The sequence below is a fragment of the Vibrio sp. V30_P3S12P165 genome (assembly GCF_009904905.1).
GTDB lineage: Bacteria > Pseudomonadota > Gammaproteobacteria > Enterobacterales > Vibrionaceae > Vibrio > Vibrio fujianensis.
In genome coordinates, this window is sequence record NZ_WXWH01000006.1 from 39,479 (window position 1) to 60,078 (window position 20,600).

Below are 20,600 nucleotides of genomic sequence, written 5' to 3' on the forward strand. Positions count from 1 at the left end.
CTTCTTTATACAAGGCAGAGGCTTTGAAATGTAGTTATTCTACCTGAGAAGCCGATAACGCCGTAGAAAGGAGCTACAAACCTCAACAAAAAGTAAAACACTTTTATCTCGAACAAAATTTAACCGCGAAAGATAAACAGACCCTAGACCTCAACAACTTAAATAGGTTCAATTTCTTTTAAATGCCGTTTCGCTGAAATCTGTGCCGCAATACAGCCTAAAAACGTCCCTACCATCAATAACAGGAGTGACTCATCCCAACTTAGGCCAATCATCCGAAAACGACTGTCGTATAAAGCTGCTAATGCAGAGACCGCGTCATTCAACACCACCGTAATTAAGGCCGTCATTAGCCACGCAAAAAACGAGCCGAGCAAACCTAACCACATTCCGGAATACAGGTAAGGGCGTAAAATATAACTGTCGGTTGCACCAATCAGTTTCATCGTTTGAATTTCGTCTTTATTGGCCTGCACATTAAAACGTAACGTATTACCAACAATGAGAAAAACAGATGAAAGCATTAATAATGAAAGGCTCACCACCACAATCAAAACCAGATGTCGAATGGCATCTAACCGGGCTAGCCAGTCTTCATCTAAACGGACATCGGTAACATTTGCCTCTTCACGCAGAGTGTGGGCAAGTTGTTTTATCATCTCATTATCGTCAATACTCGGTGAGATCACCAAGACCGCTGGCAAGGCATATTCATCCAATAGGCTTAGCGCTTGATCAAAGCCTGCGTATTGGCTGAGTTCAGCAAGACCTTGCTGTGGCGAAATGTATTCCACCGTTGCCACTTCACTACGGCGCTCAATCTGGTCTTTTAACACCATGATTCGTGGCTCAGGAGTTCCTTCTTGAATATACAGGTTAATTTGTGATGGGCTTGCAACATTAACGGCAACAGAGGCAATATTTTTGGTAAGTAAATATAAACTTGCCGGTAGTGTTAACGCCATCGAAATGACCGCTAACGTCAGAATATTTCCTAATGGACGTTGCCATAATGCAGAAAAGGCCGCTTTGGATTGTTTCATCTGTACCGTAAAGAAGGAGTCTCGTTGTACTCTTTGCTGCCCACGTTGTTTATTCACTTTCTTTTTAATGACCATATTCATCTACCTCACTCAAGAAGCCTTGGTTGAGTTCCATATGGCGATATTGAGGGCGCGAATGCACCAAATGAATATCATGGGTTGCGAGTAAAATCGTCACCCCGGCTCGGTTAAACTCCTCAAATAATCGTAAGATACGATTAGAAAGTTCGGGATCCAAATTTCCGGTTGGCTCATCGGCTAACAATAACGTCGGTCGATTAACAACCGCACGAGCAATACCGACACGTTGCTGCTCACCACCGGAGAGTTGACTGGGTAAACAACGAGCTTTATCTAATAAACCCGTTTTATCTAGTGCTGCCGAAACTCGACGTTTTACCTCATATTCTGAAATAGATTCGATTCGCATCGGCAATGCAACATTATCGAACACAGGACGATCCATAAGTAGTCGATGATCTTGAAACACAATACCAATATTACGTCGTAAAAAAGGAATATCTTTATTAGGGATGCGGGTGATATCGTGCCCATTGAAGCTGACTTTACCATCTGTAGGCCGCTCGATAGCACAGATCAATTTCAGTAACGTGCTTTTTCCTGCGCCTGAATGGCCACCTAAAAAAGCCATTTCTCCTCGACGCAAATGAAAATCCACTTTCTGAAGCGCTTGGCGGCCACCTCGATAGGCTTTACTTACTTGTTGAAACTTAATCACCCGCTATTCCCCTATTAAACACATAACAAACTCATGCCAAGGCTAAATGTGATTGCTTAAACGATAGCCAAACCACTTGTCGTTGCAGGTAAGCGGCAAGTAAGTTTATCCCCATGAGCATAGACAGCCTATGTGATAGAGGTAAACGAACGCAACCAACATCGCTGCATCTTCAAGTAAGAAAAATGTATCACCACCTATTATTCATCCCGACTAAATAAAGCATCAATAAATTCTTCAGTTGAGAATGGGCGTAAGTCATCAATTCCCTCACCAACACCGATATAGCGGATAGGAATGGTAAACTGATCGGCAATCGCAAAGATCACTCCGCCTTTTGCGGTGCCGTCTAATTTGGTTAGCGTAATCCCAGTTAACGGTGCAGCGTCACTAAATAGCTTCGCTTGGCTAATTGCATTTTGTCCGGTTCCGGCATCCAACGTCAGCATAATTTCATGCGGCGCTTGAGGATCGATCTTCTTCATCACTCGGACAATTTTTTTCAGCTCTTCCATTAAGTTCGCTTTATTTTGCAATCGTCCAGCGGTATCGGCTATCACCACATCCACGCCACGCGCTTTGGCCGCTTCAATGGCATCATAAATCACCGAGGCACTATCGGCTCCGGTATGTTGTGCAATGACGGGAACTTGGTTACGCTCTCCCCACACTTGTAATTGTTCAACTGCGGCCGCACGGAAAGTATCCCCAGCCGCCAGCATGACTTTCTTACCTTGAGCTTGAAACTGTTTTGCCAGTTTACCTATCGTGGTGGTTTTCCCAACCCCATTCACACCCACCATTAAAATAACATATGGCGTTGCTTGTTGGTCAATAACGAGCGGCTGATCAACGTGAGTAAGGATCTCAGCCATTTCCTGCTTCAGTAGTGCGTAAAGAGCTTCGCCATCACGCAATTGTTGACGCGAGGCTTTTTCTGTTAAGTTGGCAATGATTTTTAGGGTGGTCTCCATCCCGACATCCGCCATTAAGAGCTGCTCTTCTAACTCTTCGAATAATTCATCATCAATTTTTTTGCCTTTAAACAAGCCAAAAAAACCTGACCCAATATTGGCTTTTGTTCGGCTAAGGCTACGCTTTAAGCGCACAAAAAAGCTTTCTGTGGGTTTTTCTTGCTCTTGAACACGTGCACTTGGCGTTTCGGCTTCGGCTTCGGCTTCGGCTTCGGCTAAGAAAGTCTGTTCTTCACTTGGTTCAGTGACAACCTCAGTGGATAATGATGCTTCGATCAATTCATCTGACTGGGTCGCATCTGTTGCTTCGGTTTCTGATGAGGTTGATCCATTTTGATTCGGCTGTTCATCACCAAAACCGAGCCATGACAATAAGCCACGCTTCTTTTTTTCCGTCATTTGGGAATATCCTGAGTCTGACTAAGCGATAATGTCTCTCTAACCGAATTATTGCGGATCAGAGAAAGAAAAATGACAAAGCAGTGAAAATTTTTCTATTCACTTGGTACACTTGATCATTCTATTAAATTCTGCTTTCTGCTTTTCGCTAAGAAACCAGCAGATTGGCTATAATAACACTTATTTAGCGGTCAAAAAATCTATGCGAAAACCTCGCCAGCAAACCTCATCACAAAAACACTTCCCCAATGGCCATGTTCGTATCATTAGTGGCCTTTGGCGAGGACGAAAGCTTCCTGTTCATGATGCCCAAGGACTACGTCCCACCACTGATCGGGTCAAAGAAACTGTGTTTAACTGGTTAGCACAAGATATTGCGCATGCGAAATGTCTTGATATTTTTGCAGGCTCTGGAGGATTAGGCTTTGAATGTGCTTCTCGACAAGCCGAGCTTGTTACCTTGCTTGAGTTGAATGCCACCGCTTATGCTCAACTCAAAACTAATATTGCAACCTTAAAAGCGACCAATATCCATGCTATCAATACCGATGCGATGACCTACCTGCAACAAGATGGGCAGCCGTTCGATATAGTATTTATTGATCCGCCTTTTCGACAAGGATTGCTACACCAAACCATCAATTTATTAGAAGAGAAAGGTTGGTTGGCTGAGCAAGCTCTGATTTACGTGGAAAGCGAAAAAGAATTAGCAAGCACGACCTTCCCTGAATCTTGGCACTTATATCGAGAAAAGAACGCAGGACAAGTCTGCTACCGGCTGTTCGTCCGTAACGCAATGACGACCGAACATAGTGAAGTAATATAAAGCGTAAGCAAGTTGACCAAAATAACCAGCCACATTAATAATGATGTGGCTAGTTTGTGCATCTAGCCAATTAAAGTACCGAGGCAACAATCAGTGCTTGAGCCAATAAATAGCTACCTGAAATCCAATACTGCCCCCAAGGTAGAGCATGCCGATAATCATGAATAGCCAGTAATACTGCCGATAAGATAAAAATCAAGCTACCAACAAAACCAACCAGCGAGCCCCATGAAGGTGACTTTAACCACACATCTCCAGAAGCCCAAGCCAGCTGAACGAGAATAATCCCCATAATCGTAACGGGGAAAATCAAGGTATCTAACTGGGGTAATAATAAGAAAAAAGCCACGATGCTGGTTGCAAGTAACAATGCAGGTAACCACCAAACGATGGTTCCAGAAAGCTGAACCCAAAATGCTCTGCTGTAACACAGTTGTGCCGCAACAAATGCAAAAAAGCAAAATTTCGGCCACTTACCAAGAAGATGTAAACTGTTAGCAAACATCGCAACCAATAACCCGATCGCCACCCATATGCTTGGCGAGGACCAATCACCAGCTTGCTCAACAAGCATCGCCAGTAATAATACTGGCGTTATATTTTTAAACAGTAATGCTTGCTTAAGATTATGGTTTTCAAACGCAGAAATGCTGATGAATCCCGATAATCCGACAGAAATCCAGCTCCACATGTCGATACCTCTTGTGAAATCTGCCGCCAGTGTAGGCTTGTCACCGATGAAGTCCAGAAACCAACTGCAAAAATTGGATCTTGATTGCGAATCCATACCGCTCGATAGTTCTATGTTCGTTTTCTATCAAAGTCCCCCATGAAAAATGGCGATAGGGCCACCAAATGATTAAAAACATCATTTTAAATATCTATAAATCAAACAAAAAGTATAAAATCAAAAATTAAAACACAAGAATCAAGATTAAAAAATATATAAAAACAATTACTTAAAATGATAAAGCAAATTTACATAAGTTTAAAGAAACCTATAAGATATCTAATCGATAAAAATAACAGTTAAAAGTAAATCAACGATTCTGAGTTCAGATCAAACCATGCTCTCTGCTGTCCTGTTCTATTCTTTTCTTAAAAAACGAGAATTCACCAAAAAATGACAATTTAGCCCAAGCAAGCCATAAAACCCAAACAAACCTAACATTAGAACATTAAATAAACAAAAATAATCCTTTAAATATCAATAATTTAATTTATATTTGCATTAATTCCATACGAAAAGAACAAGAGATAAACAGCTCATAATTCATGGTTTAATCTGCAAAAAAATCCAGATATCACACTACAAAGTGCTTTTTTTAAAGGCTTAAGATAGATCCACTTGATCAAGGCTGTAAAGTGGTGCTATTCTAAAAACATAGGATGAGACAAACAGAGGAGCAGTGTTATGATTTCTTCATCTCAAAAACAGGGATTGGTAATGATTGCAGTCATCGTTGGCTTAATGACACTGCCGTTACTTTACTAATTCGTTATCAATAAACAAAAAAGACGCAAATGCGTCTTTTTTGTTTATTGATAAGCACCTTTGCTCAATCTTTATTGCTGCTCATTACGTTGAATATCGCTAGCGTTATAACGAGCTAGGAAGATATTTTGAGACTTCATCCCAGTGAATATAATAAAAGAGCATGGCTGCTAACGTCATTAACGTGACTAAAGCCAATGCAGCTCGCCATACAAAGCGACTACTGCGAGGAGTTAAGACTTTTTCGCACTCACCGCACACAGTAAAAAAAGCTTTTCTATCCTCTAATTGATAGTGATCTTCATGCACAATTTTATTGCGAATGGTCGCTATATATCTGAGCCTTGCAATCACATCATGCGGTAAGCGCTCTTCACAGCTTGAGATCAATTGATGTAATCCCTTACCTTGCGCATGATATTGCTGACGAAGCAAGGTTTCTAATCTTCGCGTTCGTAATACAACTTGTTCTATCTCTGACATAACGGCCTCCTTGCATAGCCACTCACGCTATCTACACCATATTGTCACTTACTCATCAAGATAAGTGCTACATTCTTGTCAATTAAACCTCAATATCGACAGCGAAATGTGAGATCAATCGAAAAATATCGTCATATCATGCCAACATATACAGATTATTGCAGCCAACTCCCCATAAGATATCACTAACGATTTATTAATGTTTCCACTTTGGAGTGAGTTATGTCACCACTATTATTACTATTGATTAGCTTAATCGCTTTATTCATTAGCGGATTATGGCTATTTTTGCATTTTTATCGCCGTCATATCCAAGGCGAAAATGCTCCGCAACGCCAAGCCTTTGTCACTATTTTAGATAAGCAGATTATCGACATCCCTCACCCATTACCCGATCAAGAAGATCAAGAATATTGGATTTACGTTCAAAAAGGATTGGGCCCGAAAAGAGAGTTTCAAGTTGGCCCTCACTATTTCCATGCTTTAAAACCCGGCGATCAAGGAGAACTCACCTATCAAGGACGTAAATTTCTCCATTTTGCATTGACGCGCTAAACAAGCAACGTGTTTTTCAGCGACCAAGAATAAGAAGATTAATCGTTATTACCTATCAACACGATGCATAGAATCACCTTTCAAGACGACCATGAGAGGCATATGATGTTTACCAGATTTCAAATAAATCCACTTAATTGATAAACACTTACATGAGGTGAGAACATGACAACCAATCTGATCGGCCTAGACAACACCCAAAGCCAACAACTCGCTCAATCGTTAAATCGTTTATTGGCTAATTACCAAGTATTTTATATGAATACTCGTGGCTACCACTGGAATATTAAAGGTAAAGAATTCTTTGAACTGCATGCGAAATTCGAAGAAATTTACACTGACTTGCAAGTCAAAATTGATGAATTAGCAGAGCGTATCCTAACCTTGGGCGCGCAACCTTTGCACAGCTTTAGCGATTACCTAACGACAACAGAAATTAAAGAACACACCAATGCCACTGATGGTCAAAGCACCATGCAAGGCTTATTAGCTGGATTTAGTTCATTGATAGCTCAGCAGCGTACGATTTTATCGCTGGCCGCCGAAGTGGGTGATGAGGGAACCAGTGCTCAAATGGGCGATTATATTCGTGAACAAGAAAAATTGGTTTGGATGCTGAACGCTTGGCTGCAATAAATCCATAACCCTATAACTTAAAATTTTGGCTGGCGGTTTGAGCTCCCCAAAGACAAGCACTTACCGCCAACCTTTTCGGTTAACAACGTCTCACTTTTTGGCTCCACAGTTGAGCCGCTTTCAGTTCTTGCGTCACATCCGCCATTGCAATGCCTAAGGTAGTGCAATGGCTTTCTATTCCCTGCCAATCCGCTTGTTCAAAACATTCCTCAAGGTTAAGCAATTGACCAAATGGACCTTCTCGCTTATTCAGCGCTTGTTTAATCGCTTGAGTCACCGGTAACTGCTCAAGCAAACGGTCTAGTGGAGTATCAAACAAGGCATCCAGTACTGAAAACAAACCGATTAAAAAGGCCTGATCTTGGTATTTATCAAACGGTTTTCGCTTCGACATTCGCTGACAAAATTGCGCCCGTTGTAGCGATAAATGATAAAGTTCTTGCGGTTTTTTGACTGAAACATAAGACGCAACCGTCAAAGCGACAAATGTCTTTAATTGATCGTGTCCAAGGTACACTAAAGCTTGACGAAAAGACGCGATAGGAACCGCCAAGCGAGGTGAAAGCCGATTAACAAAATGCAGCAACTTATAAGAGAGCGCCAAGTCTTGTGAAATGATCTGCTCAACTCGTTCAAAATCAACTGAAGGTCGACAAACCTCCTGAAACAGCCGCATCGAGATGAGCTGTTCTGGGCTAAGGTAGCGCTGCTTTATCACTTGCGGTTTACTAAAAAAGTACCCCTGAAAGAAGCTGAATCCCGCACGGCGAGCCAGATCAAACTGTTCTTGTGTTTCTACTTTCTCAGCTAAAAATCGCCGCTTGCTTCCCGCCGCCAATCGCTGCTCGACAACACGACATGCTTGCTCAATCCCCATGTCAATCACGTCCAATTTGACAATATGTACATAAGGTAAAAAACGCTCCCATTCCGCGCTGTAAACAAAGTCATCTAATGCAATCAGGTAGCCCCGTTGACTTAAGTCTAGAATCGCCGCAAACAATTCATCAGTTGGTGGACAGGTTTCAAGGACTTCAACAACAATCTGCTCTTTAGGTAAAGTCAGCGGTAAACGACGTAGCAAACTTTTATAAGGAAAGTTAATAAAGCAACGAGAATACTCTATCGACGGATTAGTACCTATACTCAAAAAATTTTCCACGATTAAGCGATAGGTGGCTCGATCAGAATCCATTTGGCGAGGAAACGCATTTTGCTCTCCATCACGAAACAATAGCTCATAACCAAGAGTATGCTTTTTAGCATTAAAAATTGGTTGCCTTGCTACATAGGTGGTATACATTTCCGCCTCACACATGATTGTTTTATATCACTACCTCTCAAATATTTCGCCACGCTATCATACCTTACTGGTCTCATAACCCTGAACTAAACTCTGGTTATTTTTTTACCTGTTGTTCGCGTCTATTGATATAGCTGGGCGATCTTGCCAGTACTAAAGCCTATTGACCCGAACCATTGCAATTTTCAGCCACTCGCTTATGCTAGCTAAGCTCAGCATCACGCTGGACCTTGAAACTTAGGCAAAGATCAGACGAAGTCATGTTGCACACATACAGTCAAGAATCGTATTTTCCGCACTTGATGCAGCAGCATATCGCACCATGGTGGGAACAGGCTTGCCACCAAGCACACTACCAAACTCAGGATAATATTAACCTGTATTGGTGCTCGATGACCTCATCACAGCACACGAAAGCGATCGTGGTCGTCAATGGACGACTTGAATCGGTGTGGAAGTATCAGGAGCTATTTTACGATCTTTTCCATCAAGGTTATGACATTTACTCTTTTGACCACCGAGGCCAAGGCTTATCTGATCGACTGCTTGATGATAGAGAAATTGGCCATGTTCACTCTTTTGATGACTATGTCAGTGATTTAGCGGCATTAGTATCTCATTTCAACTTACAACGCTATACACAACGGTTTCTATTAGCCCATTCGATGGGCGGAGCAATTGCCACTCGGTATCTACAAACTTATCCAACGCATCCATTCAATGCTGTCACGCTAAGTGCTCCAATGTTTGGTATTCATATGCCTTGGCAGTTACGTGCCGTTGCTGAGCCCCTCGCCCGTATGCTGACTTACCGCTACCGGACACCTCATTATGCTCCCGGTTATGGCCCTTACTATGCCAAACCGTTCGCGATTAACCCGCTCACCCACAGTGCAATCCGTTATCAATGGTTTCGAGCCTTATATGAGGAAAAGCCGGAACTGAAATTGGGAGGGCCAAGTACTCGCTGGGTATGGCAAGCGCTAAAAACGACACGTCGGTGTCGGCAATACACGCGTCAATTGACGATTCCACTCTTACTGCTGCAAGCAGAATGCGATACGATTGTCAGCAACGCCTCGCAAACCCGTTTTATCACTCAACTGGCACGCACCAACCCAAACGCTCGTATGCAGCGTATTGATGGCGCAAAACATGAGTTATTGTTTGAGCAGGATCACTACCGTAATCAAGCATTAGAGGCGCTATTGGATCATTTTAATTCGCCCCCATCGAAATAGAGGAAAGCCAACCTGAGGAGTTTTTCCCTCTTTTTCTAGCGGATTATCACTTACACTACCGGGCCAAGATCGTTTACTTGGCGACCTTTCCTGCGACAATGAGGGTTATATGACCACTGAACAAAAAACGGTTCCATTTCGAATTGTAGCTTCCGATCTGGATGGCACATTATTAGCACCCAACCATCAATTAAGCGCGTTTTCAAAACAGATACTCAAGGATCTTCATCAACAAGGTTTTACTTTTGTGTTTGCAACCGGGCGTCACCACGTCGATGTGGCGGGTATTCGAGAAATTGCTGGTATTCCAGCGTATATGATCACCGCCAACGGGGCGCGTGTCCATGATAAAAACAACCAAGAAATGTACAGCAAAAGTGTACCAGCTGAACTCGTTCAGGCCATCATTGACCAAGTCAAAAGCGATGATTCTCTCTACATTCATCTATATCGCCATGATCAATGGTTACTGAATCGGGAAGATGAAGCACTCCGTCACTTCCACAAAGATTCCGGTTTTACCTATCAGGTTTTCGATGTCGATCATGCTCCCACTGACGGAGTAGCAAAAATTTTCTTTACTAACCAAAGTAAAGATCACGAACAGCTGGTTCAACTGGAAACGCTGATAAACCAACGCTTTGCTGGACAAGTTAACGTCGCTTTTTCCACGCCATGGTGCCTAGAAATTATGGCTGCGGGGGTATCAAAAGGGGAAGCGTTACACGTTGTGGCAAAATCGCTTGGATTATCACTGGCCAACTGTATCGCATTTGGTGATGGCATGAACGATGTCGAGATGCTAACCATGGCTGGCAAAGGGCTCGTCATGCAGACCGCACACGAAAAAGTCCTACGAGCGCTGCCCAATAACGAAGTCATTGGTAGCAACGCCGATGATGCCGTTGCCCACTACCTACAAAATCACCTTCAATTGTCGAAATCGCCCGCATAAGTAAACGTTATTCAACACTCGCACCCATCATAAAGCTTAGCGGTGGGGCGAGGTTGAGCCTGTATATTGCCGCCCCGAGCGGTGCATCCCAGTGCAATAATTGCGAATGTCTTCCCAAGTAACCATTTTTCTGTCTGTAAAGTGTCAATAGCGCTTCCCTTAGGTTCAGTTTTAAAGCCACGATATGCCATAATGCATCAACGTTGGTTGCGTTTTTTACGAGGAAGAGAAACCATGAAGCAGCTGAGAATTCCAGCGGTCATCCTAGCCCTACTCGCTGTACAAGCGTGTTCGTCATCCCAGCCTACCGAGCAAGCGATAACGCCTGTGAATGCCACGTTAGATAATCCGGCGACGGTCGTTGCACAAAGTTTTATTATGCGAGGTGAAGTGGTTATAGGGCCAGAAGTCCGCTCTTTTACTCCCTGTGGGAGTAACCAACAATATTGGTTAGAGTTACCTCCCGAACTTAGCGTGCCAGCACAAAAGCTAAATCAGTCTCCTTATCAAATCCTTTATGGTGAAATGATTGGCTACCTTGTACCACCGAGCCAAACGGGATTCAATGCCGACTACCTCGCTCGCTTTGTCGTGCAGCAAATCAACCAATTAAGCGCAGAAAATACTCAACGTTGCCAGCATCCCACCAATCCAACTCGGGCATTTGGTACAGAACCATTTTGGTCTGTTCAATTTTCTGCTCAAGGGTTGGAATTTCAGCCATTAGGTAGTGATAAACAATTATTGACCATTCAGAGTAGTCAGTTATCCGCTAGCCGTCGTATTTATCAGTTTGAGCAGGGGGCTCTCACCTTAGAGCAAAAAACATGCACCGATAGCATGAGTGATAATTTATACAGTTGGCGTTCAACTCTCACTCTCAAAGGGGAAACTTACCAAGGCTGCGCCGTGCTCAGCAATCTGGATGCGACACAAGAGTGGGTAGGCACCTACTTTGCCAGTGCAACAGAGCAGCAAGGTTTTGGCGTAACGTTGGAACTCAATCCCGATCATAGCGCAACCACTCGCTACCGCTATTTAAATGGCGAACGCGAACTGGTTGAAAAAGGATTCTGGCAACAGCTTAATCCTGATCAAATTCAAGTCGTGATGACCTTGCACCAGCAACAGTATTTACTCTCGGAACGAGTATTTAGCCGTCGTGGTTATCAACTCCATGCCGATAAGGAAAAAATAGGCAATGTAGTCTATCCAATCCGCAATGGTGGCCTGATTCTTTTTCAAGCAAAGCCGATAAGTCCTCGCCCCAGCACCGAAAAGCCGCCGCTTGATCAAACCGTGCACAACATCCCTTCCCGAGATGAATATGACGAAGAGGTTGACCAAGCGGTACGCCGATACTTTGCGCTGCATAAAACCGATCCCGCACAAATCCATTACCGCTGGTTAAAATATGACTTGAATGGTAATCAGCACCCAGAACTTCTGGTGCAACTCGATTGGTGTCAGCACACACAGTGCACTTTGCTTATTTTCGAACAAAAGCACGGTGAATGGCATTTTAATAGCCGTATCAATGGCGTTCAGACGCCTTTTCGATTAGGAAAACGTTCACAGTATGGCTGGCAAGATCTAATGCTCCCAATCAGTACAAAGCAAACGATCACCATCCACCAACTGCAATACAACGGGATCAGTTATCCGGTGACAAGCAAAAAATCAAAAACCGCTCACGCCAGTGACATTAGCGGTGTCAGCCTATTTTCTGATGGCTTATCGCCACGCACAGGAGTAAAACTTTAATGTCAGCGTGTTCTGGTTGCGGTTTAACCCACCAATGCTTGTGTGCAGCCATCCCTCGACTATCCAGTGAGTTGCACCTTTCATTACTCACGCATGAAAATGAGTTCCTGCGTGAGACGAATACTGGCCAGTGGCTGGTCAAAGCGCTGCCCCACTGCACCACTTTTACTTGGCGACGAACCTCACCCCCCCGCGCATTATTACAGCGCATTGCCGACCCGAATTATCATTCGGTACTGGTTTACCCAAGTGCACAAAGCCTTCCTGTCGCTCAGCCACTACAAAACGCGAAAATAAAGGGCAAAAAAATGCATTTTATCTTGCTTGATGGAACATGGCAGGAAGCGAAAAAAATGTTACGTAAAAGCCCTTGGTTAACCATCCCTCATGTCTACATTACTACGCCAAACGAGTCATGTTACCAATTAAGACGCCACCAACAAAACGGACATTTATGTACCTTAGAAGTGGGAGCTGCGTTACTCGACTCACTCAATGAAGCAGAAAATGCACAACGGCTGAATCATTTTCTTAATCGTTTTATGCGTACTCTGCAAGCGGATAAAAGCGGGCACGCACTGGTTGATTACCTGGCTTGACGCGGAATGTTCAGTAAAGAACATAAACTCTGTGGCTGGCCTAGGTAAAAGCCTTGCAAATAATCGATGCCCATATCTTGACTGATCTGGCATACCGTCTCGTTATGTACAAACTCAGCCACGGTTTTAGCGTTTAACACCTGGCATAACTTCACCAGTTGCTGAGCTATTTTGCGTTGTTTCATATCTTGGTCGATATTACGAATTAAACTGCCATCTAGTTTAATCACCTGAGGCTCAAGCTTAATGATTTCATCAATGTTTGAATAACCACTACCAAAATCGTCAACGATAATTCTCACCCCTAAACGACGAAAATGCTCACACACTTCAATCATATGTCCATAATCTTTGATTTGTTCATTCTCAAGCACTTCAAGCCCGACTCGAGCGGGATTAGCCAAAGATTGAATCGCTGTTTCAAGACGTTGTAATGTGCGATCACTCATTAAATCTTGTGCCGATAGATTAATGGAAAAATCTTCATGACGGTGACGCATCAACTCAAAAGTTCGATGAATCATCTGCCGACTTAAGCGCGTATAGAGATGGCTGCCTTCAATGATGGGTAAAAATCGTCCAGGTAAAACAATCTCTCCCTCATCTTCAATCCGCACTAAACATTCATAAGAAGCCAATTGATGAGATTGAGCATGGACAATTGGCTGTGCATAAACGAGTACCTTGTCATCCAACACCGCTCGGCTAACACAAGATAACCAGCTGAGCCGCTGTTGGCGCAATTGCTCATGAGTGCGTAACCGGGTCGCACTACAAAAGTGACGATTACGACGAAAAGCATAGCGTCTTGCCTCAATGGCACGGAGCAATAAATCATCCGCATCCTGTTCTGGGAACTCTTTGCGACTGACTAATCCAGCACACAAAGAAACCGACACGTAATCAATTTCAGGTAAACCAAACGGCTCAAAGTTGACATGTTCAAGCTGTTCGACAAATTGAGAGAAAGTGCGATGGATGGCTTCTTCGTCAACGTCGACAGTCAGCATCGCGGCCCACTCTCCAACGCCGATTGCATATAAAGCGCTTTTCTCCGGAAGATGTTCAGCGAGGTAACGTTGAAAGTGACCAGTTAAATCCAGTAATAATTGATCGCCAACCTGATAACCATATTTTTCATTAATTTGATTGAAATTAGTTAACTTCAATGCCAGTAAATATTCATTGGTTGCCATACGTAATAATTTTTCACGTAATACCACTCGATTCGGTAGCCCCGTCCTGCGATCAACCCGATAAGTAGCGGTTAGCAGAGAAGCTTGATCTTGAATTTTCAACGATAAATCGCGGTTCATTTCATCTAAATCATCCAACGCATTACGAATCAGACTAAATAAAGGCGCTAACTCATCATGTCGTGCACAATTCAAGGGAGGTATTGCTTCTTGGCTCGGCTCGCCTTCACGAATAGCAAAATAGGTCATACTGTGGTGCAACACTCGCTGTAATTGACCATCATGCCACAACTCCCCTGCACAATATCCGCCAGAGGTTAATGCAACCCGTTGAAATGGTAAAAGCTCTTGGTTGTCTTCAATAAAATCTAACCGAGAAGTGCAGTTATAAATAAAAATCTGTTCAGGTTGAAAAAGGCGTAGTTGCTCGGCACCTAACTGCACCTGTTCAAGCGTTAAGGACGGATGATCAAAACAAAAACGAACTTCATCGCCGACAGATAAGGCTTTATTAAACACCAATCCCCGCTCATCTTCATACTGAGGCACATAAACATCTTGTAATGCTAACTCACCTTTGATCAGCGGAAAATTATGTAACATCTCTAGCGGTACCTGCTGATGATCGCCTAAGTAACGGTTGTACACTTGACGGATCGGCATATCATCCAAGCGACATACCCTATTGCCTTCAGCTGCTGTGACACGAAAACTACGGCCAAGTGGGTTCCATTCGGTGTAGGCTCCGGTTTTAACTTTTAAGCGTTCCCCATGAAACGCGACACAGACCATGGCATCATCGTACAATTGCCGACCATGTAATACCCATGTCCCATAAGGTGTTTCTGTCGCGGCCCCTCCAGCAACCTGAATGCCAGGCGCTAAATAATTAAACGCTCGAAAGTGCTCCTGTTCATCCATTTGTGCGACAAAACAGAGCAAACATTGGGTATCGGCTTGTAAAGCAAGCTGTTCAAGTAACTGCTCAACATCTTTTTTGCCTGACAGGGTGCGAACTTGCACGGTACTGGTTAACTGGCTGTGATGAAAATGACTGATAATGATCAGTGTACCGGTATGACAAATTTCACCGTGATCGACCATTTGGTTAGCACTAAAACCGATCAAGTGAGCATCTGGATATCGCGTTAGCAACTGATCTGCCAGCGTCTGTACATATTCCGTTGACTGGCTGGAAATCAGTTGAATTAATCGATTACTGGGATCAGACGAGATAAATTCTAATGGAATATCATTGAACGACTGATGTTCAGAAAGGAATAAAGACGTCGTAAACATACTTCCTGTAACTCATTTTGCAACACTGCCTTATGCATAGGTATCAAACCGTATACCATCTGAAAATCAGGTTAATGATTATCTGATACAGTCACAATTTTTATTCAGCAAACCAATACCTTAAGTTGTGAAAGATCGGTTATCTCAACATCCGGTAAAACTTTCGCATCACGATTTGCAACTAATGTGTGGCCTCGGTCGTTATACCAACAGGCTTGGAATCCGTTATTCTTGGCACCTTGTACATCGGTCACGAGATGATCGCCGACATGTAGAATAGCTGAGGCAGGAAGTTGAAGATACTGACTCGCTTTCGAAAAGAGATCCGGATAGGGTTTTGCACGTCCATCAGGCCCAGCCTTGAGCACTAATTGAAAATAATCACTCAGACCTATCTGTTCAACATCCACATTACCATTGGTAATTGCCAGCAAAGGCACCTGCTGCGCAAGTAACCGTAAGACTTGGTGAGTAAGTGGGGGCACGGTAACTAAATTTCTGAGTCGTAAAACTTCTTCGATCGCCTCTTGTGCCGCTTGCTTTGCTTGATTCGGTGAATAACCTAACTTCTGTAGGCCTTGTTTGATCTGTTCAAAACGCCATCGGGTCACGTCATGACTTAACCAAGGATCATGGTCAGCCAATTGCCACTTTAATTGATTCCACCATGTCATCGGTTGACTGGCTGTCACGGGATGATGCTGATAAAGCCACTGAGCAATTTGTTGCTCTAAATGGCGAATGACCGGATGGTTATCGTATAGCGTGTCGTCCAAGTCAAACGTCATCGCTTGAATCGGTTGTAACTGACGATAGAAATGCATCTCTACTCCTTGGTTTTTTTTCGGGCTCGAGGGTGAGCTTGATCATACACCTGCGCGAGATGCTGAAAATCAAGATGGGTATAAATTTGTGTGGTTGAAATATTCTCATGCCCCAGTAATTCCTGAACCGCACGTAGGTTATTGCTTGATTCCAACATATGGGTAGCAAAGGAGTGGCGCAATTTATGCGGGCTGATATGGCTGGCAACGGACTGTTTTTGTCCCCATTCTGCCAAGCGTTTTTGTACATTACGATGAGAAATACGTACGCCTAACTTGGAAATAAATAGTGCGGGTTCATCTCCTTTGAGCAAGCTAGGGCGAACTTTTAACCATTTACTGACCCACTCTTTTGCCTGTCCAGAAAACGGAGCTTTACGCTCTTTGTTGCCTTTTCCAATCACACGAATTTCACCTCGACTGAAACTGATGTCTTTTACATTAATTCCTACCAATTCAGCCAGCCGCAAACCTGCGCCATACATCAATTCCATAATGGCACGATCACGAATCGATAGTGGATCATCGGCATCCACCTCTAACAGTTGAGCCATTTCATCGACATCTAAATTCTTCGGTAACGGGCGTTGTTTTCTTGGTGCAGAGACACCTTTAGCAGGATTGGCTGCTAACTCTCCGCGTAAAATCAGAAAATCGAAAAAGCTACGCAAAGAAGAAAGACGCGTTGCTAGGCTACTGGCTTTCATCCCCTCGCGCATACCTTTGCTGGCAAGCTGGCGAACCCAAGCGGCATCCACTTGTTGCCATCGAGTAATTCCCATTTGATTGAGATGCGTCGCCATCGCATGCAACTGCTGCCGATAGTTACGTTGAGTGTGAATACTTAGCCCCTTCTCACTACGTAAATATTCATAGAAACGCAGTAAAGGCTGAGTTAATCCACTAGGCAGAGGGGGAATGGATTCGTTCATGTTCACTATATTCCCAAGGGAGTAAATCGATTAAATGAGTCAGCACTAAAGCTAAATGGCGCAAAAACAAGGTGTCCATACAGGGTTGAAAATGCCCACCATCCGTACTTGCGAAGGCTAAAACTCCTTGAGATTGCGAAGAGCCTAGCGCCAGAACGACGTAAGACCCCATTTCCGGCGTCAAACTCTGTTCACCAAACAACTGATGACGATCAGCCTGCCGTAAACGCCCTAAATAAGCCGATTTACCATTGAAGTGATTAGTGGCAAAGCGCTGCCATTGCTCTTGGGTGATGGCATACTCATTCATTGGTGAGCCAATCAAACGGACATAGGCCGTTAACCCTAGACGCTTTGCCGTGTCTTCAATGGCTTGAAAAACTTGGCGCAACGAACGACATTGCAGCAATGTTTCTTGCAACGCCATAAATTCATGAAAGGTTCGATCATTGTTCGCCGCCAACGACATTAAGGTGGTGATCTCTTCTTCTAACTCTTCAATACGTTGTCGCTGCCGCGCCATTTGTATATGAACGAGAGAGATCGTTCCTGCATCGGAACGAGGCAATGAAAATGACTCAACCAACTGAGGATAATGGAGAAAAAAATCTGGGTGATCGCGTAAATACTCAGCGACCACTTCAGCGGTCAGGGCATCAGCCTGTTGTTGTAACAAAACACATCCTTAATTTAACAAGATAATTGACCATCAAATACATGAGTGGCAGGCCCGGTCATATACAAAGGTTGCCCCGGCCCTTGCCAACGCACATCTAAGCATCCTCCCGGTAATTGAACCGTCACCGTTGGATCCAAAAGCCCTTGAGTAACCCCCACCGCGACAGCCGCACAAGCACCACTACCACAAGCTTGAGTTTCACCGGAACCTCGCTCATAGACACGGAGTTTAATTTTTTGCCGATCAATCACTTGCATAAAACCCGCATTCACTCGCTCAGGAAAGCGTTCATGAGCTTCCAGCAACGGGCCTAACGTTTGTACTGCTGCTGTTGCTACATCCTCAACGATCGTTACCACATGCGGGTTCCCCATACTAACGGCTCCACAAAACAAAGTTTGCTCATCAACACGCATGATATAGGTTTTTTCTGCCTGTTTAGCACGAAATGGTATTTTATTCGGCTCAAACTCTGGCACCCCCATATTGACGGTAATTTGATCATCCTCTTCGATGGAAAGCACCATTTTACCTTTTTTGGTACTCACACTCAGTTGGTACTTATTGGTCAATCCTTTCATGCGTACAAAACGAGCAAAACAACGCGCACCGTTGCCACACTGCTCAACTTCACTACCGTCGGCATTAAAAATGCGGTAATGAAAATCGGTTTCTGGATCATACGGTGCTTCCACCACCAACAATTGGTCAAAACCAACACCAGTATGTCGATTCGCTAAACGCCGAATCAAATCGGGGGAAAAGAAAACGTTCTGGGTAATACAATCAACGACCATAAAATCATTACCCAAACCGTGCATTTTAGAAAAATGGAAATGCATAAGAAATCACTTTACTCTGGCAAAAGACTTTCCAAGGCCCACAGGCTGGAAAGAGGTTCCCGCTGACGAACGAGGTAGGTTTTGTCGCCATCCACCATAACCTCTGCCGCGCGAGTGCGGGTATTGTAGTTAGACGACATTGCAAAGCCGTAAGCCCCTGCCGATCGTACCGCTAATAGATCGCCATTCGCTAACACTAAGGCACGATCTTTCCCTAAGAAATCACCCGTTTCACATACAGGGCCAACCAAATCATACTTGATCGCATCCCCTGAACGCGGGACAACAGGCACGATATTTTGCCAAGCTTGATACAAAGCTGGCCGCATTAAATCATTCATCGCCGCATCAATAATGGCAAAGTTTTTATGTTCGGTATGTTTAAGAAATTCAACCCGTGTCAACAAAACACCGGCATTGGCAGCAATTGCGCGTCCAGGTTCAAAGATCAACTCTAAATGCTGATGATTGGCTAAACGCGCCAACAGTGCTTTAGCATAATCTGAAGGCTGAGGAGGATGCTCATCACGATAAACCACACCAAGCCCCCCACCTACATCAAGGTGCCCAATCGTAATACCTTCGGCCTGCAATGAATCAATTAAAGCCAGTAAACGATCCGTCGCATCAATAAAAGGGGTTATTTCCGTCAACTGTGAACCGATATGGCAGTCGATTCCACGCACTTCAATATTCGGTAAGCGCTGTGCTAAACGGTAAACTTCAGGTGCACGCTCAAAGGCGATACCAAATTTATTGTCACGTAATCCGGTGGAAATATAAGGGTGGGTTTTTGCATCGACATCAGGATTAATACGTAGAGAAACCGGCGCGGTTACGCCTAACTCACCAGCAACCTGATTAAGCCGCTCAAGCTCCGGTTCCGACTCAACATTAAAGCATTTTATCTTCAGCGTTAATGCCCGTTTCATCTCTTGTGCTGTTTTACCAACCCCAGAGAAGACCACCTTACTGGGATCGCCCCCTGCAGCAATAACACGCTCCAGTTCACCACCAGAAACGATATCAAATCCCGATCCCAACCGAGCCAAAGTATTAAGCACCCCTAAATTAGAGTTTGCCTTAACCGCGTAACATATAAGGTGAGGATGCCCAGCCAACGCATGATCAAAGGCTCGCCAATGACGCTCCAGTGTCGCTCTAGAATAAACATACAGTGGCGTGCCGTATTGCTCAGCCAAATGTGACAAAGCCACATTTTCTGCCCACAGTTGACCATCGTCCTGATAATTGAAGTAATCCAAAATTCTTTCCCTTAATCTAATTGCTTAAGTCTACTGACTTTGTTCACTCTGCTGAGTATCATCAGGCAGGTACAATGGGCCAGTTTGTCCACACCCCGCTAATGCGAGTACAGACAACAAAAATAGTGCGGTGACAGACTTTTTCATTTTGCATATCGTGATTATTGAATCAATGCCTCCTATAATCGCACCACAATAAAGAAAAGCAATAGGATAGATACGATGAACGAAACTGAATTTCATCAGCAAGCGGAAACTCAAATGCAACTCATTGAACAACTGATTGATGAGACAGGAGCTGATATTGATTATGAGACATCTGGTAACGTGATGACGTTAGAGTTTGATGACCGTAGCCAAATTATTATCAACCGCCAAGAACCGATGAAAGAAATTTGGCTGGCATCAAAATCTGGTGGATTTCATTTTCAGTGGCAAAACGAGCACTGGCTTTGCTCGAAAACAGGTATCGAACTATTGGATATGGTCAAACAAGAATGTGAAAAACACGCCGGAGAACCAATTGATTGGGCTTAGATTATGCTCGTTAC

The 20,600-nt window shown here is 43.8% G+C and carries 21 protein-coding genes; 8 read left to right on the forward strand and 13 right to left on the reverse strand.

What is annotated here, in order from left to right; all coding sequences use genetic code 11:
- Positions 1 to 158: 158 nt before the first annotated feature.
- From ftsX to ftsY, 3 genes are all read right to left on the reverse strand, one after another.
- Positions 159 to 1,118 carry a permease-like cell division protein FtsX gene (gene ftsX, locus CAG57_RS01520; protein WP_099610396.1) on the reverse strand — a complete coding sequence of 320 codons (960 nt, stop codon included), beginning with the start codon at positions 1,116 to 1,118 and terminating at the stop codon, positions 159 to 161.
- Positions 1,108 to 1,782, reverse strand: coding sequence for a cell division ATP-binding protein FtsE (gene ftsE / locus CAG57_RS01525; RefSeq protein WP_099610368.1), 675 nt, complete (start codon positions 1,780 to 1,782; stop codon positions 1,108 to 1,110). The genes ftsX and ftsE overlap by 11 nt, the downstream gene beginning before the upstream one ends.
- 200 nt (positions 1,783 to 1,982) lie before the next feature.
- Positions 1,983 to 3,155, reverse strand: a complete 1,173-nt coding sequence (ftsY, locus tag CAG57_RS01530) for a signal recognition particle-docking protein FtsY (protein WP_161428550.1) — start codon at positions 3,153 to 3,155, stop codon at positions 1,983 to 1,985.
- A gap of 202 nt (positions 3,156 to 3,357) precedes the next feature.
- Here ftsY and rsmD point away from each other — a divergent pair, with 202 nt between their 5' ends.
- A complete protein-coding gene (rsmD, locus tag CAG57_RS01535) occupies positions 3,358 to 3,981 on the forward strand; it encodes a 16S rRNA (guanine(966)-N(2))-methyltransferase RsmD (RefSeq protein WP_161428551.1) in 624 nt (207 codons plus the stop codon).
- A 70-nt stretch (positions 3,982 to 4,051) separates the two neighbouring features.
- Here rsmD and CAG57_RS01540 read toward each other — a convergent pair whose 3' ends face one another.
- On the reverse strand, positions 4,052 to 4,672 hold the full coding sequence (locus CAG57_RS01540) for a lysoplasmalogenase (protein WP_161428552.1): 621 nt from the start codon (positions 4,670 to 4,672) through the stop codon (positions 4,052 to 4,054).
- Between the two features lie 909 nt (positions 4,673 to 5,581).
- Positions 5,582 to 5,959, reverse strand: a complete 378-nt coding sequence (locus tag CAG57_RS01545; protein ID WP_099610364.1) for a DUF4145 domain-containing protein — start codon at positions 5,957 to 5,959, stop codon at positions 5,582 to 5,584.
- Between the two features lie 222 nt (positions 5,960 to 6,181).
- Here CAG57_RS01545 and CAG57_RS01550 point away from each other — a divergent pair, with 222 nt between their 5' ends.
- A complete protein-coding gene (locus CAG57_RS01550; protein WP_099610363.1) occupies positions 6,182 to 6,514 on the forward strand; it encodes a DUF2500 domain-containing protein in 333 nt (110 codons plus the stop codon).
- Between the two features lie 165 nt (positions 6,515 to 6,679).
- Positions 6,680 to 7,150: a Dps family protein gene (locus CAG57_RS01555; RefSeq protein WP_099610362.1), complete on the forward strand. Its 471-nt coding sequence runs from the start codon at positions 6,680 to 6,682 to the stop codon at positions 7,148 to 7,150.
- A 79-nt stretch (positions 7,151 to 7,229) separates the two neighbouring features.
- Here CAG57_RS01555 and CAG57_RS01560 read toward each other — a convergent pair whose 3' ends face one another.
- Positions 7,230 to 8,453 (reverse strand): EAL and HDOD domain-containing protein, encoded by a 1,224-nt coding sequence (locus tag CAG57_RS01560; RefSeq protein WP_161428025.1) that lies wholly within the window; start codon positions 8,451 to 8,453, stop codon positions 7,230 to 7,232.
- Positions 8,454 to 8,713: 260 nt separating this feature from the next.
- Between CAG57_RS01560 and CAG57_RS01565 the strand changes: the two genes are divergently transcribed.
- From CAG57_RS01565 to CAG57_RS01580, 4 genes are all read left to right on the forward strand, one after another.
- Positions 8,714 to 9,694, forward strand: a complete 981-nt coding sequence (locus tag CAG57_RS01565) for an alpha/beta fold hydrolase (protein ID WP_099610361.1) — start codon at positions 8,714 to 8,716, stop codon at positions 9,692 to 9,694.
- A gap of 109 nt (positions 9,695 to 9,803) precedes the next feature.
- Entirely contained in the window at positions 9,804 to 10,649 is an 846-nt protein-coding gene (locus CAG57_RS01570; RefSeq protein ID WP_099610360.1) for a Cof-type HAD-IIB family hydrolase, read from the forward strand.
- A 234-nt stretch (positions 10,650 to 10,883) separates the two neighbouring features.
- On the forward strand, positions 10,884 to 12,413 hold the full coding sequence (locus CAG57_RS01575) for a COG3650 family protein (protein ID WP_161428026.1): 1,530 nt from the start codon (positions 10,884 to 10,886) through the stop codon (positions 12,411 to 12,413).
- Positions 12,413 to 13,012, forward strand: coding sequence for a tRNA-uridine aminocarboxypropyltransferase (locus tag CAG57_RS01580; protein ID WP_099610358.1), 600 nt, complete (start codon positions 12,413 to 12,415; stop codon positions 13,010 to 13,012). The genes CAG57_RS01575 and CAG57_RS01580 overlap by 1 nt, the downstream gene beginning before the upstream one ends.
- Here the strand turns inward: CAG57_RS01580 and CAG57_RS01585 are convergent.
- The 7 genes from CAG57_RS01585 to lptM form a co-directional block, all read right to left on the reverse strand.
- Positions 13,000 to 15,507, reverse strand: coding sequence for a bifunctional diguanylate cyclase/phosphodiesterase (locus CAG57_RS01585; RefSeq protein ID WP_161428027.1), 2,508 nt, complete (start codon positions 15,505 to 15,507; stop codon positions 13,000 to 13,002). The genes CAG57_RS01580 and CAG57_RS01585 overlap by 13 nt on opposite strands.
- Before the next feature lie 104 nt (positions 15,508 to 15,611).
- Positions 15,612 to 16,331, reverse strand: a complete 720-nt coding sequence (yigB, locus tag CAG57_RS01590) for a 5-amino-6-(5-phospho-D-ribitylamino)uracil phosphatase YigB (RefSeq protein ID WP_099610356.1) — start codon at positions 16,329 to 16,331, stop codon at positions 15,612 to 15,614.
- Positions 16,332 to 16,333: 2 nt separating this feature from the next.
- Positions 16,334 to 17,263: a tyrosine recombinase XerC gene (gene xerC / locus CAG57_RS01595; protein WP_099610355.1), complete on the reverse strand. Its 930-nt coding sequence runs from the start codon at positions 17,261 to 17,263 to the stop codon at positions 16,334 to 16,336.
- Positions 17,235 to 17,939 (reverse strand): DUF484 family protein, encoded by a 705-nt coding sequence (locus tag CAG57_RS01600; RefSeq protein WP_161428028.1) that lies wholly within the window; start codon positions 17,937 to 17,939, stop codon positions 17,235 to 17,237. The genes xerC and CAG57_RS01600 overlap by 29 nt, the downstream gene beginning before the upstream one ends.
- 14 nt (positions 17,940 to 17,953) lie before the next feature.
- On the reverse strand, positions 17,954 to 18,784 hold the full coding sequence (dapF, locus tag CAG57_RS01605; protein ID WP_099610353.1) for a diaminopimelate epimerase: 831 nt from the start codon (positions 18,782 to 18,784) through the stop codon (positions 17,954 to 17,956).
- A gap of 11 nt (positions 18,785 to 18,795) precedes the next feature.
- Positions 18,796 to 20,049: a diaminopimelate decarboxylase gene (lysA, locus tag CAG57_RS01610; protein WP_099610352.1), complete on the reverse strand. Its 1,254-nt coding sequence runs from the start codon at positions 20,047 to 20,049 to the stop codon at positions 18,796 to 18,798.
- A gap of 30 nt (positions 20,050 to 20,079) precedes the next feature.
- The gene (gene lptM / locus CAG57_RS16265; RefSeq protein WP_425445490.1) at positions 20,080 to 20,196 is read right to left on the reverse strand and encodes an LPS translocon maturation chaperone LptM; all 117 of its coding nucleotides are present in this window, start codon (positions 20,194 to 20,196) and stop codon (positions 20,080 to 20,082) included.
- Between the two features lie 75 nt (positions 20,197 to 20,271).
- Between lptM and cyaY the strand changes: the two genes are divergently transcribed.
- The gene (gene cyaY / locus CAG57_RS01620) at positions 20,272 to 20,586 is read left to right on the forward strand and encodes an iron donor protein CyaY (RefSeq protein ID WP_099610350.1); all 315 of its coding nucleotides are present in this window, start codon (positions 20,272 to 20,274) and stop codon (positions 20,584 to 20,586) included.
- Positions 20,587 to 20,600: the final 14 nt, after the last annotated feature.